Source organism: Streptomyces sp. NPDC002403 (assembly GCF_053593015.1).
The window spans coordinates 17715-34491 of the sequence record NZ_JBSFBQ010000067.1 but is presented as its reverse complement, the minus strand read 5'-3'; the positions used below and the strand labels follow the sequence as shown (position 1 = coordinate 34491).

14 protein-coding genes are annotated in these 16777 nt (G+C 70.8%); 8 read left to right on the top strand and 6 right to left on the bottom strand.

What is annotated here, in order from left to right; all coding sequences use genetic code 11:
* Positions 1–983 precede the first annotated feature (983 nt).
* Complete coding sequence (locus ACWCPY_RS38080) at positions 984–3755, top strand: hypothetical protein (RefSeq protein ID WP_451272978.1); 2772 nt, start codon at positions 984–986, stop codon at positions 3753–3755.
* A 188-nt stretch (positions 3756–3943) separates the two neighbouring features.
* On the opposite strand, the gene ACWCPY_RS38075 is transcribed toward ACWCPY_RS38080, so the two are convergent.
* The 6 genes from ACWCPY_RS38075 to ACWCPY_RS38050 form a co-directional block, all read right to left on the bottom strand.
* Positions 3944–5455, bottom strand: a complete 1512-nt coding sequence (locus tag ACWCPY_RS38075; protein WP_451272976.1) for an oxygenase MpaB family protein — start codon at positions 5453–5455, stop codon at positions 3944–3946.
* Positions 5452–6255 carry a polyprenyl diphosphate synthase gene (gene uppS / locus ACWCPY_RS38070; protein WP_451272974.1) on the bottom strand — a complete coding sequence of 268 codons (804 nt, stop codon included), beginning with the start codon at positions 6253–6255 and terminating at the stop codon, positions 5452–5454. The genes ACWCPY_RS38075 and uppS overlap by 4 nt, the downstream gene beginning before the upstream one ends.
* Positions 6256–7166: 911 nt before the next feature.
* A complete protein-coding gene (locus ACWCPY_RS38065) occupies positions 7167–7550 on the bottom strand; it encodes a hypothetical protein (RefSeq protein ID WP_451272972.1) in 384 nt (127 codons plus the stop codon).
* A gap of 63 nt (positions 7551–7613) precedes the next feature.
* A complete protein-coding gene (locus ACWCPY_RS38060) occupies positions 7614–8336 on the bottom strand; it encodes a TNT domain-containing protein (protein WP_451272970.1) in 723 nt (240 codons plus the stop codon).
* 534 nt (positions 8337–8870) lie between these two features.
* The gene (locus tag ACWCPY_RS38055) at positions 8871–9173 is read right to left on the bottom strand and encodes a hypothetical protein (protein WP_451272968.1); all 303 of its coding nucleotides are present in this window, start codon (positions 9171–9173) and stop codon (positions 8871–8873) included.
* 122 nt (positions 9174–9295) lie between these two features.
* Positions 9296–10054 carry a hypothetical protein gene (locus ACWCPY_RS38050; RefSeq protein ID WP_451272966.1) on the bottom strand — a complete coding sequence of 253 codons (759 nt, stop codon included), beginning with the start codon at positions 10052–10054 and terminating at the stop codon, positions 9296–9298.
* 596 nt (positions 10055–10650) lie between these two features.
* On the opposite strand from ACWCPY_RS38050, the gene ACWCPY_RS38045 reads away from it, so the two are divergent.
* The 7 genes from ACWCPY_RS38045 (at position 10651) to ACWCPY_RS38015 (ending at position 16743) form a co-directional block, all read left to right on the top strand.
* Positions 10651–11148 (top strand): SigE family RNA polymerase sigma factor, encoded by a 498-nt coding sequence (locus ACWCPY_RS38045; RefSeq protein ID WP_451272964.1) that lies wholly within the window; start codon positions 10651–10653, stop codon positions 11146–11148.
* Positions 11141–11566: a hypothetical protein gene (locus ACWCPY_RS38040; RefSeq protein WP_451272962.1), complete on the top strand. Its 426-nt coding sequence runs from the start codon at positions 11141–11143 to the stop codon at positions 11564–11566. Before ACWCPY_RS38045 ends, ACWCPY_RS38040 begins: the two co-directional genes overlap by 8 nt.
* Before the next feature lie 88 nt (positions 11567–11654).
* Positions 11655–12908, top strand: a complete 1254-nt coding sequence (locus tag ACWCPY_RS38035) for a mannosyltransferase family protein (protein ID WP_451272960.1) — start codon at positions 11655–11657, stop codon at positions 12906–12908.
* 174 nt (positions 12909–13082) lie between these two features.
* Entirely contained in the window at positions 13083–13766 is a 684-nt protein-coding gene (locus ACWCPY_RS38030) for a hypothetical protein (RefSeq protein WP_451272958.1), read from the top strand.
* 91 nt (positions 13767–13857) lie between these two features.
* Positions 13858–14094, top strand: a complete 237-nt coding sequence (locus ACWCPY_RS38025) for a ferredoxin (protein WP_451272956.1) — start codon at positions 13858–13860, stop codon at positions 14092–14094.
* Positions 14084–15478 (top strand): NAD(P)/FAD-dependent oxidoreductase, encoded by a 1395-nt coding sequence (locus tag ACWCPY_RS38020; protein WP_451272954.1) that lies wholly within the window; start codon positions 14084–14086, stop codon positions 15476–15478. Before ACWCPY_RS38025 ends, ACWCPY_RS38020 begins: the two co-directional genes overlap by 11 nt.
* A 23-nt stretch (positions 15479–15501) precedes the next feature.
* Positions 15502–16743: a cytochrome P450 gene (locus ACWCPY_RS38015; protein ID WP_451272952.1), complete on the top strand. Its 1242-nt coding sequence runs from the start codon at positions 15502–15504 to the stop codon at positions 16741–16743.
* Positions 16744–16777: the final 34 nt, after the last annotated feature.

The window sequence follows — 16777 nt, the reverse complement described above, 5'->3', positions numbered from 1 at the left end:
AGTTGGAAAGCGTGTTGGGGGCAACCCCTCACGAGTTCGAATCTCGTATCCTCCGCCATTGCTCTCACCGGGCAATACGTCGAAGGGCCCCACCGCTTGCGGTGGGGCCCTTCGACGTTCGTGGTCGTGGGTGATGGGTTCGAACCGTCTCCGGCCCGGACTGGCGTCAGGCCGCTGTCAGCACCCCGAGACACAGGACCATGCAGCCGGCGAACGCCGTGCCGGCTATGAAGACAGCCTCGGGTTGTCCTGTCCCTGAGCCCCTTTTCACGTGGCTCCGCCGCCCTCGCGTCAGGTGCGGGCGTCCGTTCATCGGATGAGAGAGCACTCCCCATCAGCAGGGTCGCGAGTTCGCCGTTCGCGCGTTCCGCCGCCCGCCACTACCTGGTGGTGGGCCTCGGTCCGGCTTTCGAGTGCGCACAGGAGATCACCGATGCGGCGCTGCTGCTCGACGGATGGCAGCAGTACGGGAAGCTGCCGCATCGCCTTTGTCCTGATCGAGGCGACGATGGCCATCTCTGCTCGGTCTTCGATCCATGCCTGTACTCCCGGAAGGGACAGGAAGGCGAGAACGAAGCGCGAGTCCGTATCGGGCTCGAAGGCACCGCCGCGAGCAGCTCGCCCCCTCTCGGGCAGGGGTCGTTGATCCGGCGTGCCGAACGCTCCATCACGGAGATCCCGCTCATCCCACCGGCCCGGTCGCGCCGAGCGTCGGCGGACACAGGGTGCCGGGCCCCGATCGCCGCACGGACATCGGACCGCCGCTCCGGGTCAGGATCCTTCGATCAGCGACCGGCCCCATGACTCCCGTCCGGCTCCTCTTTGGCGCTCCTGTTCGACTCCTGTTCGGCTCCTGTCAGATTCCTGTCAGGTTCCCCGAGGTGGGACAACCGGTGATGACACGTCACCCTCTCCCCGGTGCGGGGGGTGCTCCTGGGATTCCTGGGGCGCTGAAGCACAACCAACAACGAGGAGACACCATCGTGAGACAGGTCTCACGCGCGCTGACGGCTGCCTTGGCGGCCGTGGCGCTGGCGGCGGGTGTGCCTGGGCCGGCGCATGCGCAACCGGCCGCCGAGTCCATACCCGGCGCGCCGCCGGGCGCCTCCGGGGAGCGGCTGCCGGAGGGGTGGCGTGTCGAGGGCGGGGAGCTGATCTGGAGCTCGCCCGAGCCGGTGGGCATGGGCGGCGCCCTGGTCGAGTTCCGCTCGGGGGAGCGGACCCTCGGCGTCCCGGAGCCCTCCCCCGACCAACGCACCTTCCGGCTCCGCCTCGACGGGGCGAGGGTCGGACCGGTGAGCGAACTCCAGGTGGTCGCCGGTTCGCGGCGGCTGGACGCCGCAAAGGCCGACCAGGCACCCCGTCAGCGGCGCTCGTCGGCTGCGGAGGCACCCCAGGAGCCGTTCCCCGCCAACCCGGTCGACCCCGGTGTCGCCGGTAAGTACCACACCATCAGTGGTGAGTACTCCCTGAAGTCGGTGAGGCTGCCGGGCTACGCCGAGCCCGTGGAGATGCGCGCCACGGTCGTCGGCCCGACGGACGCGCCGGGGAAGCGACCGCTGGCGCTCTTCGTCCACGGCCGCGGCGCCACCTGCTACGAGCCCGGCAAGAACAGCGCGGGCATGGAGTGGCCGTGCAAGCCGGGCAACAAGGAGATCCCGAGCTACCGCGGCTTTCTGCACGACCAGAAGCTCCTGGCATCCCAGGGCTATGTGACGGTCTCCATCTCCGCGAACGGTGTCAACGCGCAGGACGGCCGCGCGGCCGACTTCGGGGCGCAGGCCCGTTCGTCCCTGGTGCGCCAGCACCTCGCCCGCTGGGCGGAGTGGGGTGCGAGCCCCGCGAAGGCCCCCGAGGCCGTGCGCGCGACGGAGCCCGCTGACCTCTCGAAGGTGCTTCTGGTCGGCCACTCCCGGGGCGGCGAGGGCGTCAACCGGGCGGCTCTCGACAGCGTCTCCCCGCCGCCGCCCGCCGAGGACGGCTACCGGGGGCCGGTGGGCTGGCGGATCCGCGGCACCGTCCTGATCGGCCCCACCAACTTCGGCCAGAACCCCACGCCCGACGTGCCCTCCATGACCATCCTGCCGGGCTGTGACGGCGATGTGAGCGACCTTCAGGGCCAGATGTACCTCGACGGCACCCGGGGCATCGGCCAGGGCACGGCGCTGCACAGCGCGGTGTACATGGTCGGCGCCAACCACAACTTCTTCAACACGGAGTGGACGCCCGGCCAGGCCGAGGCCCCGGCCGCCGACGACTTCTGGGACGACAAGAACAACCCGGACCCGGTCTGCTCGGCACGGGCCGGGACCCGGCTGAGCGCCAAGCAGCAGCAGACGGCGGGCGCCACCTACATCGCCGCCGCCGCGCGGCTCTTCCTCGCGGGCGACGACCGGGTCCGCCCGCTCCTCGACGGCTCCGACCGGCGCGCGCCCTCGGCCGATCCCGCCCGGGTGCTGACTCACGCCGTCGGCGGCAACCGCACCCCGGCGATCCGGCCCGACGACCCGCTCTCGGTGACGAACGGGCGCGTGTGCCGGCAGGTCACGACGAGCGCCGCCCGGGCCTGCATGCCTGACTCCACCCCCGGTAGGTCGCCGCACTTCGCGTCCTGGGCGGAGACCACCAGTGAGCCGGGCCGCAACGCGGTCACGGCCCGCTGGACCGAGCCGGGCACCCCGGTCCGGCTGACGCCGGAGCGCGCCTTCTCGCTGGCGGGCTCCGACGCGCTCGCCCTGCGGGTGATGGTGCCGCCGAACACCCGGGGCACCCGGCTCGACGTCGCCCTCACCGACACCTCCGGCAAGCGGGTGGGGCTCGGTCAGGTCAACGTCGACGGCCTTCCCGGCTCCGACTCGACGGCCGCGTACTGGGCGCGTGAGGTCCGCGTCCCGCTGAAGGCCGCCGTCAGCGCCGGTGTCGACCTGAAGCGGACGCAGTCGCTGGAGCTCACCCCGCGCAGCGGCTCCGGCGAGCTCTGGTTGATGGACGCCTGGGGCTGGCGCCCCGGCACCCCGGCGGTACGCCCCGTCGCGCTTTCGCGTGTCGACATCGGCAGGCTGACGGTCAAGGAGGGCGACTCCGGCACCCGCACCTACCGCGTGCCCATCCAGGTCACCGGCAAGGGCACCGGCGTGATCAAGCTCGCCGTCCGCGACCCGGAGACCCGCAGGTCCACCATCCGCACCGTGACGGTGAAGGCCGGTGGCTCCGTGGACGTGCCGATCACGGTCACGGGCAACTCCCGCTACAACTACGACCTCAGCCACGAGGTCGCGGCCAAGGCCGTGCGCGGCACTGCGGTCGGCGGCGCCTTCGGAGGCGTGCTCGTCGAGAACGACGACCCCATGCCCACGGTCACCGTGACCCCGGTCGCCGACTCGGTCACCGAGGGCCAGAAGCTCACCTGGAAGGTGGAGCTCTCCCAGCCCGCCGACATCAGCATCGAGACGCGGTTCGACCTCCTGCCGGTGCGCGAGGGCACGGAGCTGTCCACGAAGGACGTCGACGAGGAGTGGCTCTCCGGCCTCGGCGAGGACGCCGACCCGGAGCGGCCCCTGTCCACGAACAGTCCCTCCCTCTGGGTGTCCGTCCCCAAGGGCGCGACGAGCACCGAAGTGTCCGTGCCCACGGTCACCGACGCGCTGACCGAGTCGGAGGAGTCCCTTCGGATGCAGGTGAACATCCTCAAGGAGAACGAGTGGTTGGAGGGCCCCCTCCTCACGGGGAAGGTCACGGACGCGCGCCAGGGCTGACGCCCGGAGCCACGTCCCGCACTGACGGTGCCTGAGCGCACCACCTGAACGATGGCACCGGCCCCCGCCACGGGGACCGGTGCCATCGGCGTGAGGGGGCCACGCGGGGACTGCCGAACCGGATCGGGGTGGTGAAGCTCCTCACGTAATCCTGTCCCCCCCCGGCGGCCCCTTCGTGTCCGGGGGTCCTACACGTCGGCGAGCAGTGGGTCATAGGCGGTCGAGCGCCGGCGGCCCGACATGAAGGAGAGAAAGTCCTTCACGAACGCGCTGCGTGAGTACCTTGCGTCGGCGTCGGCCACCGTGCGCCGGAACCCGGTCCGGAACAGGGCCCGGTACTCGTCCGCGTCGATGAACTGGTTGCCGTCTGCGTCGGTGACGTCGAAAAGCACTTCGGCGACCCTGATCAGCGCGGGCCCGGCGAGGGAGGGGACAGCGGCGGCGTACTCCTCCTTGCTGATACGGCCGTCGCCGTCGATGTCGAGGGCCGCCTGGAGTTCCCTCCACCACTCGGCATACGCGTGGTAGAGCCTGGTCTCCTCCGGTTCGTCCAGATCGAGGCGGGAGGACAGCTCCCGGGCCATGGCGGCGAGATCGGGCCAGTCCAGGTAGCCGTCGCCGGTCTGGTCCAGCACCGCGGTGAAGAATTCGTCAGCGCTCCGCTGCGATCCGGTTCCCCCTGCGGGACCGTGCTGCACGGCAAACGGCGTGACCAGCCGGAACAGGGCGCCGGCTTGCTTCATCCGGCCGCGCAGCGCGGTGAGCGTCGCGGCTTGAGGGACGTCGCTGTCCGAGGACAGGTAGAGCAGGCTGGTGAGGCCCTCGGTCCGGAGCCAGTTGTCGGGCAGGAAGCGCGCCAGGCCGACGGCCACGTAGACGCTTTGCATCAGCGTTTGGGCGCCGGGGATTTCGGGCAGACCCGCCCGTCGACGGAAGGGCCCGGGGAGGGACGCCACCGTGATCGTGCCGATGACCGGGCCTGCGAGCGCGCGGCCCGCCGCCCATACGGTGGGCAGGCCGTCCAGCAGGGGCGGTGCCGGGAGATGGTCGAAGAGCTTGTAGAGAATGATGCGCAGCGCCTCCGTGTCCTCCAGTTCCTCCTGGACCATGTGGTCGTAGTACTGCCAGAACTCCTTCAACGTGGGCGGCAGATGGCCGGCCCCATCCCCCAAGGCCGCGAGGAATGCCTGGTATTCGGCGTAGAGCCGTTCCATCGAGGTCTGGTCGAGCGGCTGCCCGCTCAGCCGGCACATGGTGACGGAGCTCTCGAAGAGGGTCGCGACCACCCAGGCGCGGACCTGGGGGTCCATCGCGTCGTAGGGCCGGTCCTGTGTGTCGGTGCCGCTCAGCCGCGCGTGCAGGCGGTTGAGCCGCGCCGCCTCCCTCTGCCGCTCGTCATCGTCGGTGCCGAACATGCGCTGCAGGCTCACGAGGGTGTTGCGCAGCCGTCGCCACGGGTGGGCGACGAACGTCGAGTTGTCGATCAGGGCCGCGCCGATCTGCGGGTGGGCGGCCTCCAGCACCGTGGCTCTGACCATGGCCAGCGCCCAGCGCGGATCGTTGAAGAACCGGTGGAACTGCGAGTCGGGACCGAACGGAGATCCGGACTGTGCTTCGGGGGTCGGCCGCGCGGGGTCACCGTGGTGACCGGTGGCTCCGGAACGCGTACCCCTGGGGCGGCTGCTGCCTGTGTCCGTCACGGGTGAGGTTCTCCGTTCGAGTGCGGCGTCACACCGCCGAAGCGGCGATTGCGTTGCTGGTAGGCGTGCAGGCACTCCAAGAAGTCCGGCGCACGGAAGTCGGGCCAGAGCACCGGCGGGAAGGTCCACTCGGCGTAGGCCACCTGCCAGAGCATGAAGTTGGAGATCCGCTGTTCGCCGGACGTCCGGATGACGAGGTCCACATCGGGCGTGTCGGAAAAGGGCAGGTGAGCGGCGAAATGCTGCTCGTCGACGGCATCGGCCGGTACCCCGCTGCGGATGAGGGACCGTGCCGCCTCGACGATGTCCCTGCGTCCGCCGTGGTCGAACGCCACGGTCAGCGTCATGCCTCGGTTCGTGTTGGTCAGCGTCATCAGGTCGGCGAAGTCCCGGGCCAGCGGCCCGGGAATCCTCGGGTCCGCCACTCCGAGGAACCGGCAGCGGATGCCGCGCGCGTGCAGCAACGGGGCGTGCTTGCGCACTACGCGGCGCACCAGTTGCATCAGGAAGTCGATCTCGCTGCTCGGGCGTCGCCAGTTCTCGGTGGAGAACGCGTACAGGCTCAGCCACTCCACTCCCGATGTCCGCGCCGCCTCGATGACGTCGATCACCGTTGTTTCCGCTGCCCGGTGACCCGATGTGCGGGGTAAGGACCGCTGTGCCGCCCACCGGCCGTTCCCGTCCATCACGCACGCGACATGGCGCGGCACCCCCCTGTGCCGGTCCTCACCGGTCGGGCGTCGCGGAGGTGTATGGGCCGGCGACGAGGCAGAAGTGCCGCTCACTCGTTCAACCGTCATCCGTGCTCCCCCGGCTGCCGCAACACAGTCCCCCTCCGCCTCGCACCCACCCGCTGGTCGCAGCGCCTCCTGGTCGCAGGGCTCTGCCGCGGTGGGCCCGGACAGCGCCCCGTTGTGTCCGGACTCCGCTGAGCGCGTTGCGCATCCGCCGGAAGCCCGTCGAGGCTGCCGGACGGGTTTCGCTCCCGCAGCCGGCGGACCGGCCTGCTCCACCGGACGGTCCCGGGGGATCCTCCGCCGCAGCGCCACTCAAATCGACACTCAGCAGAGTGCCGGTGCCCGGCCCCGGACACATCGCAATCTCCGCATATTCACCTGTAGTACGTCAGTCCGCTTTAACGACCTCGTGGTCGCGCCTTGACCGGAATCGGGTACCCGGGCAAGCCGGGCAATGCGTCGAAGGCCGTTACCGCGAGCGGTAGGGGCCTTCGGCGTTCACCGGGCCGGTTTCCGTCCCGGTCGAGTTCCGCGGAACCGCCGGCGGCTTCTGCCGATGCGGGGCCTGACACCCGGCCGACACAAATCCGCGCGGCGCCGAATGCACGGTCCTGATCAGCTGGATGCGGTCTTCTCGCAGGCTGGGACACGTACGCGGTTCCTCGTGCACGTCGGGCTGTGAGAGGTGGTTGTCGGTGGAGGCCGGGGCAACGGCTCCGCGCCGGTCTCCGAGGCGGAGCCGTGGCGGACCGGCTGGAGCCGCCGTGGCCGCAGGACGGCCGGACGAGCATCGAGGTGGAGGGCGTCGGCAGCCTGGGCGGCAAGGGCGGACAGGGGCCGGTACCGATCGCGAGCGTCACCAAGGTGATGACCGCGTACTCGATCCTCAAGAAGCATCCGCTCAAGGACGGGGAGAAGGGGCCGGAGATCACCGGGGGAGACATGGACATGGGCGCCCCTTGGGCCGGCGCCGCTCAGGGGCCACCGGTCGGTGGGGCGTCGCGGGTCCCGCGCCTGCTCTCCGCGAGTGCCTGTTCGAGCTGTCCCTGTGCTCGCCGTTCGATGCCCTCGCTGTCGTGCAGCAGCTCGTCCCTCTCCGTCGCCGTGGGCCGGGCAGGCGGCGAACTCTCGTCGGTGAGGCGTTCGTAGAGCCATGCACAGGCCCGGCTTTCGTCGGCGAAGGTCTTCAGTACCTCGCGTCTGCCGCGCTCGTGGACTCCCACGATCCACTCGCCCTCGCGCTGAGCCAGGTAGAAGCCCTCAAGCGATGGATGGCCGCCCGGGCAGCCGGGGATCTCGTAGTGGGCATCGGGAACTCCGGCTGCCCGCAGCGCCTCGCACAGCTGGTGACGGTCCACAGAACAAGTCTCCGATCCGGGGCAAACCGTACGAGGCGTGCGGCAGGTGTCGCAGCCGGGAAGCTACGGGGTCGCGAGCCGCACCAGGGTCCCGTTGCGCACCAGGTCCAGCACGGAGGTGCGCGGAATGTTCGGGCAGTACGAGCTCGACGTCACGTACTGGACGCCCAGGCCGGGCTGCTCGAACGCCGGGGCGATCGGTCCCGCGCACACCCTGACGTCCCTGGTCACCCGGTACAGGTAGTAGTTGTACGGGTGGCGCGGGTCCGCGGTGTTGAGGCTGGACGGCGGGATGCTCCGCTTCCCGTACTTGGTGCCGGCGGGTGCCAGGTAGCGGCCCGCCTCATTGCCGAAGCGGTCGACCTTCTGGCCCGCGTGGAGCACGAGTTCGGCGGCGATCGGCTGCCCCTGGGGGTTCTTCGCGTAACCGTCGGCGTCCGGGTAGCGCCAGTCGCCCTGGCCGGTGTCGGCAGCCGGGTCCCACCACCGGTTCAGGAACTGGGTCGCGGTGAGACGGCCGAGGCGCTGGTAGCGGTCGAGGGTGTTCGCCACCAGCCCGCGGGTCGGCAGCCTCTTCGGGCCGAGCCGCCAGTCCTCGCAGAAGTAGTACGGGCGCAGGGCGTACGGAATGGGGTCCGGTACCAGGCCCTGGCAGACATATGGCCGGTGCGTGTCATCGGCAGCTTTCGCGGCCGGTGCCGCCTGGGCGGCGGGAGCGCCGAGGAACAGCGAGCCCAGCAGGGCAGCCGCGGCGGCAAGCCCGGCACACCGTCGAGGTGGTGTCACTACAACTCCTGGTGATCGTGTCTGGGGACGCCGTCACCGTGCGGGGTGGCACGGGGAGAAGGGGCCGTGCGGACCAGCCCCGGAATGACGGATGACGACGTACGGAGATCACTCAAACCACAGAGGGGAGTGAGAGGTGGTGACGGCGCGGGGTATGCGCCCGAATGCGTGCGCGCCGCGCCCCAATGGGCGATGACCGCCGCGCGTGCGTGCCGATGGGGCCGGACCGTGGACGAGCACGTCACTCGGTACCGCGCCGGACGCGGCTGTGGCTCATGGGACGAACCCGACCTCCACCGCGCGATCTCGCCGGTTCTCAGCCCATGATTCCGTCCACGACCGCGCCAGAGGTGCAGAGGGCCGTCGGGACGCCCTCGCGTGGCGGGCGCCGTGAAGACGTCCGTGGCCGACTCGCGCTGCCGTCGCACGGGAAGAACCCGTTGCGGCAAGAACGGCCGCCTTTTTCCGCTCCATCGCCCCGTACGGGAAAAGCATCGCTCAAAAGAAATGGTGGGGAATTCCGGCGACAGGAACCTATGAAATTCCCAGATACCCCTCAATGGCTTCGACGTCCCGCTTGTCTTTGACGCGACCGGATCTTGCTTTCCAGCCCAAAACCTCAAGGAGCGGACAGAAAGGAATTCCCTCTATGAACTCTGCCGAACTGATCAGGTCATCGGTATCCCGCGTCCCCGGCAGCCATCGGTCGAAGATCTCGATGTGGCCATCGAAGAGCACCACCCTCAGACCATGACCCGAGGGAGGCGTCGCCGCTTCGGCCATACTCGATGCGGCCCTCCAGGCGTCGCCTCTCGCCACGATGTCGAGGTCGCTCACGTCTTGCCTGAGGCCATGCGCGAGCAACGGGCCGCTACCGGCCACTACATAGTCAGCCGTGGGCAGATGCAGAGAGAGCAATTCGCGGACGAAAGGATGCCGCCTGAGTTCCAAAGGTTCTCCTAGAGGACAGGCAGACCGACCGCCGCACGCGCGGCCACGCTCATGATCAATGCCGCGATGACACTCGCCAGCGTACCGACGAGGAAGTACTTGGACGCGTGGTTGACGTGATCGACCGGAGCGCGCGCCAATGCCTTGGCCGCCAACACCAGCGCAGCGGCATCTGGCTGGCCGGCGGCGAGAAAGGCGAACAACAGGCCGCGCTCGATGAGGCCGATACTCCGTCCGCCGCTGCGGATCAGCGCTATGGCGGCATCCCTGTTCTGTCCGTCGGGAAGCGCGTAGACCTCTTCCACCACCGGGTCGCTGGCGACCTTGACCAGGATCCCCCCGCCGAAGACTGCGATGAGCATGGCAGAGAACATCACGGCCAGCGTGTCATCCCGCAGCAACTCGTCACCGACCGCGGGTACGGTTCCCCACGCGGTCCACCCGCCGACGAGCACTGCGAGCACCGTCGTCACGGCTCCCAGCCGTTTGACGGCGGTCGGGGGGCCCGCGGTGAGCGAACCCGTGATCGAGAATCCGAGAGCCGGTGTGGACGGGGAGCGGAGCAGTAATGCGGAGCCCAGCGTCAGCAGCACGGCTGTTGCCAGCGCGCTCCACGCCTTGGGGTCACGGGCGTACGCAGCGATGGCATAGCTGCCGTAGACGAGAGTGAACAGAACGGTCAGCCCGGGACGAGTCGTGAACCACTTTCGCTCCCAGGACACGACCAGCGGTGCTGCCAGGCCGAAGAAGACCCGTGCTGCCTCCAAGATTCCCCCAACTCGCCTGGCCACAGGGCGCTTTCATCCCGAGGTGGGATCCTAGCCAACGGCAGGCACCGCACCCGTCCGCTGCTTTCGGCCGGGCTCCCGAGTGGTGGCACCTCTCGCCGCGCGAAGCACCGAGGCTCCTGGCCGGCCCGTGGAGGTGATGACCGATCGCGGCCCGGCATCCCCGACAGCGGGGTGATGGAGCCGCGGGGCGGCGGGGGCGTTCGTGGGTGCACACATGCAGTCCCCGGTAGTCCGTCCCGGTTCCGGGACTTCCAGTCGTCGCTGAAAGCTCCGGGGCCGGAGGAACCGCCGGGGGCCTGGCCAGAGCCGACGAGGGGGTCACTCGGTCGACGAACGTCTCCGTCGACGGTGCGGCTCGCTCTGGTTTTCTGGTGTATTGACGATTCTCCTCCCAATTTCTCGTCGGTCAAGGGGTTTGGTACCTCTTTCTCTTGTATGCCCGGATCCGGATCCGGCTTCGGTCCGAGGGGGCATGTGATCACCGTCACCCCGATTCTTCGGGTCCGGTGTCGTCCGGATGCGGGGTGCCGGGCGTATGCCCGGTGAGACCGAGGAGATCCAGGAGTTGTTTGTTGACCGTCGAGGAGTTCGAAGAGTTCTACGCGCAGACGGCTGCCCGGCTGACCGGACAGCTGTTTGTGATGCTCGGCGACCAGCACGAGGCGCAGGACGTGGTGCAGGAGGCTTTCGTCAAGGGCTGGAGCCGGCGGCGGCAGCTCGATCGTGACGGGCAGCCCGAGGCGTGGATCCGTACGGTCGCGTGGCGGCTGGCGGTGAGCCGGTGGCGGGTGCGGCGTCGTGCGGCGGATGCCTGGCAGCGCAGTGGTGCCCCGCCGCAGGTGGAGGCGCCCGGGCCGGAGTCGGTGGCGCTGGTGGAGGCGCTGCGGGAACTGCCGTCCAAGCAGCGGCGCACGCTGGCGCTGCACTACGTCTGCGATCTGACCGTCGAACAGATCGCCGCGGAGACCGGTCTGGCGGCCAGCACCGTCAAGACGCACCTGGCCCGGGGCCGGGCCACGCTCTCTCATCGTCTGCAGGATCCGCGTACCGAGGAGGGGCCCTGTGTCTGAAGCCCATGACCCGTTGAGGTCCCTGTTCAAGGAAGCCGCCGCCGCCGGGCAGTCCCGCGCGCGTTCCGCTCCGCCCTCGTACATCGCCGAGCGCGGGGAGCGGGCGCGCAGGCGCCGGATCGTCGCGCTGGCCGTCGGTGCCTGTCTGGTCTTCTCGGGTACGGGCGCGGCCGTGGCCTCGCTGGTACCGGACGGCACGGACACGACCGTTCCCGCCACCACGCCCTCGCCCGTTCCCTCGCCCCGGCTCTCGCCCTCCCCGAGCTCGCCGGGCTCACCGAGTTCCACGCCCTCGTCGCCGCGGACCACTCTGCCGCCGACGAGTTCCTCTTCCGACAGCCCGTCGACATCGCCGGCGACGCCACCGGTGACGTCACCGGCGACACCCAACGGGAGCGTCACCTTCCCGCCTCCCTGACCGTCCCGGCCTCCTGACCGACCGGACCTGCCGCCCGTTCCCGACCGGGCCGTTCGGTGTGCGCTGAACCGACGCTGGAGATTGTGCTGTGAGCCTTTCCACCCCCCAACGGCCGCGGCCGCCGCGCGAGCATCCGCCCCTCGGGGCCGAGCCCGCTCCCGGCGCGCCCCGCGACGCCCCGGCGCCGGGCAGGAGACCCTTCGCCCGGCTGCCGCTGCGGATCGGGCCCGCCGACCGCGAGGTGCTCTGGCTCTACCTGCTGACCCGGGTGGGCATCTGGACCACCGCCTACTGCACCCGTTGGCTCTTCCCCGACCAGCAGGGGACACGTCACGCGGGCTCCCTGCTCTCGTCGTGGCAGCGGTGGGACTGGTGGCACTACCTGCACATAGCACAGCAGGGCTATTTCCCGGACGGGTCCGGTCCCTGGACGCCCGACTGGGACAACAGGGAGGCCTTCTTCCCCGGCTTCCCGTTCCTGCTGCGGGCCGTGCACACCGTCGTGCCGAGCTGGGCGGCCTCCGGTGCGCTGATATCCCTCGTCGCGGGCGGTGTCGCCGTGCTGGCCCTGGCCCGTATCGCCCGGCTGCACCTGCCGCGGGCCGCCGGGCAGCGCGCGGTCCTGTTCTTCCTGCTCTCCCCGTGTGCGGTCTTCCTGGCCGCCGGTTACACCGAGGCGCTCTTCCTCGCCCTGGCCCTGCCCGCCTGGCTGGCCGCCCAGCGCCTCCACTGGCCGCTGGCAGCCGTACTGACGTGCCTGGCCACCACCGTCCGGGTCAGCGGCCTCTTCCTCGCGGCGGCGCTCGCGGTGCACTTCCTGGTGACCGCGCGCACCCCCGCCCAGTGGCGCCGTCTGCCCTGGCTGGCACTGCCCGCGCTGCCGCCGTTCCTCTACAGCTGGTACCTGCACGCGCACACCTCCGACTGGATGGCGTGGAAGCACGCCGAGGAACGCGGCTGGTACCGCGACTTCCACGCCCCCTGGGAAGCGTGGAAGAACACCTGGCACGCCGCCTTCGGGCACTCCCAGGCCACCGGCTACGCCCTGATGTGCCAGGCCGAACTCCTCACCATGCTGGTCGGCGTCGTCCTGTGCGGCCTGCTGCTGTGGCGGCGGCGCTGGGCGGAGGCCGCGTACATCGCGCTCAGCCTGTGGGCGCTGGGCACCTCGTACTGGTACACCTCCATTCCCCGCGCGACCCTCCTGTGGTGGCCGCTGTGGACCGGTCTCGCCGCCTGGAGCCTGCGCAGTCCCCGCGTCAGGACCGCGTACCTCGTCGTCGCGGCCCCGCTGATGACCGTCTTCGCCGTCACCTTCCTCTCCGGCCGCTGGGCCGGCTGACCGCGAGCCGCCGGAGTGCTCCAGGGGCTGCGCGGCCCGGCCGATCCCGCGGGGACCCGCGGCTCACCCTCCCGCCCGGTCCGAGTGGCACCGGGGCCCGGGCGGGTGCTTGCTGGTCCCGGGGTGCGCCGGGCCATCGGCCGCCCCGGAGCCGGAGGAGGCGAGCGACCGCCCATGGAGCCGCGACCGGGGGCACCGTCGGACGTACGAGGCCGGGCTCTGCGCACCCCGCGGGCCGCGGGAACGGCCGGGGTCGTCTTCGCGCTGCTGCTCGCCGCCGCCATCGTCATGATCCGGCTGGCGATCCCGTCCGAGCAGGGCAGGGGCACCGGCGAGTGGCTCACCGATCCCACGCGCCGCCGCACGGTGCGCACCGCGCTCGAACTCGTCCCCTTCGCGGGCATCTCCTTCCTGTGGTTCATGGGCGCCGTACGCGCCCGCATCGGGGACGCCGAGGACAAGTTCCTCGCGACGGTCCTCCTGGGCAGCGGCCTGGTCTTCGTGGCGACCCTCTTCGGGGCCGCGGCGGCGGCCGGGAGCCTGCTGGCCACGGCCGACACGGCCGGGGCCGAACCCGGCGGCCCGCTGTGGCTGTTCGGCGGGCACTTCACGTACGGCCTGCTGACCACCTACTCGATGCGCATGGCCGCGGTCTTCGTCTTCTCGACCTCCGCCATCGGGCACCGGCTCGGCGTACTGCCGCGCCCGCTGACGGTTCTGGGCGCCCTCGTCGGCCTGACGCTGCTCCTCGCGTCGGGCAGCGTCGCCTGGTCCGAGCTGGCGTTCCCGCTGTGGGCCCTGGCCGTCGGCGTCCACATCCTCGTACGCGCCACGGCGAACCCGTCGAACAGCGGATGACCCCATAACTCCATCGGGCCGCCTGTGCTCGCGGATCCGGAACGGTCCTCGCACGCTGAGGCGGGGGTACTACTGGAAGGGCGGCCCCTTGATGAGGCTTGTCGTCGATCTCAACCGGTGTCAGGGGTACGCACAGTGCGCGTTCCTGGCGCCCGATGTCTTCGCCATGCACGGCGAGGAATCCCTGCTGTACAACCCGCACGCCGAGGCGGCGCAGCGCGAGCAGGTGCTGCGTGCCGCCACCGCGTGTCCGGTGCGGGCCATCCTGGTGGAGGACCCGGACGGGGCAGCGGACGCGGCGGGAGAGGAGCTGTCCCATGTCCGCTGACGGTGCTCTGGAGCAGCTGAGGCGCGAGGGACGGATCGTGATCGTCGGCGCCTCCCTGGCGGGCCTGCGGGCCGCGGAGACGCTGCGGAAGGAGGGCTTCACCGGTTCGCTCACGCTGATCGGCGACGAGCCCCACGAGCCGTACGACCGTCCGCCGCTCTCCAAGCAGGTCCTGCTGGGCCACGCCTCCGCCGACCGCACCGAACTGCCCAGGATGCGCGGGCTCGACGCCGAGTGGCGGCTCGGAGCCGCCGCCACCGGGCTGGACATGGCGGCCCGGCGGGTGCGGCTGGCCGACGGGGACGAGGTGGAGTACGACCGGCTGCTGATCGCCACCGGTGTACGCGCCCGGCCGTGGCCGCATCCGACGGAGGCCGAGCTGGACGGGGTCTTCGTGCTGCGCACCCGCGACGACGCGGCCCGGCTCCAGCGGCGGCTGGCCGCGTCGCCGCACCGGGTGCTCGTCATCGGCGCGGGCTTCACCGGCTCGGAGATCGCTTCGGCCTGCCGTGAGCGCGGGCTGCCGGTGACCGTCGCCGAACGCGGCGCGGCGCCCCTCGTCGGCGCGCTCGGCGGGGTGATCGGCCAGGTGGCCGCGGAGCTGCAGCGCGAGCACGGGGTGGACCTGCGCTGCGGGATCATGGTCACCGGCCTGGAGGGCGACTCGGCGGGGCGGCTGCGGCGCGCCCATCTGTCCGACGGCACCGCCCTCGACACGGATGTCGCCGTCGTCTCGCTCGGCGCGACCCGGAACACGGAGTGGCTGGCCGGGTCCGGGCTCGGCGCCGGCCCGCGCGGGATCGCCTGCGACGCGGGATGCCGGGCCTTCGACGTCCGCGGCATCGTGACCGACGACGTCTTCGTGGCCGGTGACGTCGCCAGGTCCCCGCACGCGATCTTCGGGTACCAGTTCCTCTCCCTGGAGCACTGGGGCAACGCCGTGGCGCAGGCCGAGACCGCGGCGCACAACATGATCAGCAGCAGTTCCGAGCGCCGCCCGCATCTGTGGGTGCCGGCCTTCTGGTCCTCCCAGTTCGGGGTCAACATCAAGTCGGTCGGCGTCCCCTCGCTGGGCGAGGAGGTCATCGTCGCCCAGGGCTCGCTCGCCGAGCACCGCTTCACCGGTGTGTACGGGTACCAGGGCCGGGTCATCGCCGCGGTCTCCTTCGACCAGACGAAGTGGCTGGAGTTCTACCAGCGGCAGATCGAATCGGCCGCCCCGTTCCCGCCCGAGTACTCCTCGGTGGACCGCCGCCCCGAAGGTCTGCAACCGGTCCCGGCCGACTTCCCGGACCCCTCCCTGCCCACCCATGGGCCGTCCGTCACGGTCAGCGGCTACTCACCGACCGACCAGCGGATCACCTTCTCCCCCGCCCGGCCCTGACCCCCAGCAAGGACCCCGCCACCATGACGCAAGACACGCTCCTGCGGCAGATCATCGACTACTCCAACCGTGCCGACCCGTACCCGCTGTACGCCGAGCTCCGCAGGGAGCCGGTGCGCCAGGAGGGGGACGAGCTCTTCGTTGTCAGCACGTACTGGGAGATCAAGAGCCTGCTGCACGATCCCCGGGTCAGCTCGGACGCCCGCAACCTCTCCCCCAGCGCCGCGGGCACCCTGCTCCAGGAGGAGGAGGCCTCGCCGCTGCCGCCCGCCTTCCTGCGGCTGGACCCTCCCGAGCACGACCGGCTGCGCCGGATGACGATGCGCCCGTTCGGGCCGCCGGAAACACCCCGGCGCGTCCACAACATGCGCGGCGAGCTGGCCCACATCGTCGGCGACCTCATCGACGGCTTCGGGGACCGGAAGGAGGTCGACATCGTCGACGACTTCTCGTACCCCTTCCCCGTCACCGTGATCTGCCGGCTGCTGGGCGTTCCGCGCGAGGACGAGGCGCTCTTCCACACCTGGGCCGACACCATCGCCGCCGGCCTCGACCCGGACCCCGGCCAGGACCCCGGCGAGCGGCGCCGCGCCACCCAGCAGGCCCGCACCGAGCTCGGGACGTACCTGTCCGGGCTCATCGACGAACGCAGCGGGGCGCCCGGCGACGACATGCTGTCCGAGCTGGTCACCCAGCACGGCCCGGACGGGCAGATGACCCGGATGGAAGTGCTCAGCACCGCCGCCCTGCTCCTGATCGCCGGTCACGAGACCACGGTCAACCTCATCACCAACGGGATGCTCACGCTGCTGCGCAACCCCGAGGTCCTCGAACGGCTGCGCGACGACTCCCGGTTGGCCGTCCCGCTCATCGAGGAGCTGCTGCGCTTCGAGCCGCCCGTGCAGCTGCTCCCGCAGCGCACCACCCTCGCGGACATCGACATCGCCGGCACCACCATCCCCAAGGGCGCCTCCCTCTGGCTCGTCCTGGCCTCCGGCAACCGGGACCCGAAACGGTTCCCCGATCCCGACCGCTTCGACCCCGACCGGCAGGACATCCAGCACCTCGGCTTCGGCAGCGGCATCCACAACTGCTTCGGTGCGCCCCTGGCCCGGCTGGAGGCACAACTCGCCCTGACCGAACTCGCCCGCAGACTCGACGGCCCGCGCCTGGTGGAGGACCCGCCCCCGTACCGGCAGAACGCCGTGCTGCGCGGACCCCGTCATCTGAACGTCGCCTTCGACGGACTCCGTCCACGTCCCTGAAGCCGGTGGGTCCGGGCCATGACGGGCGGATGCC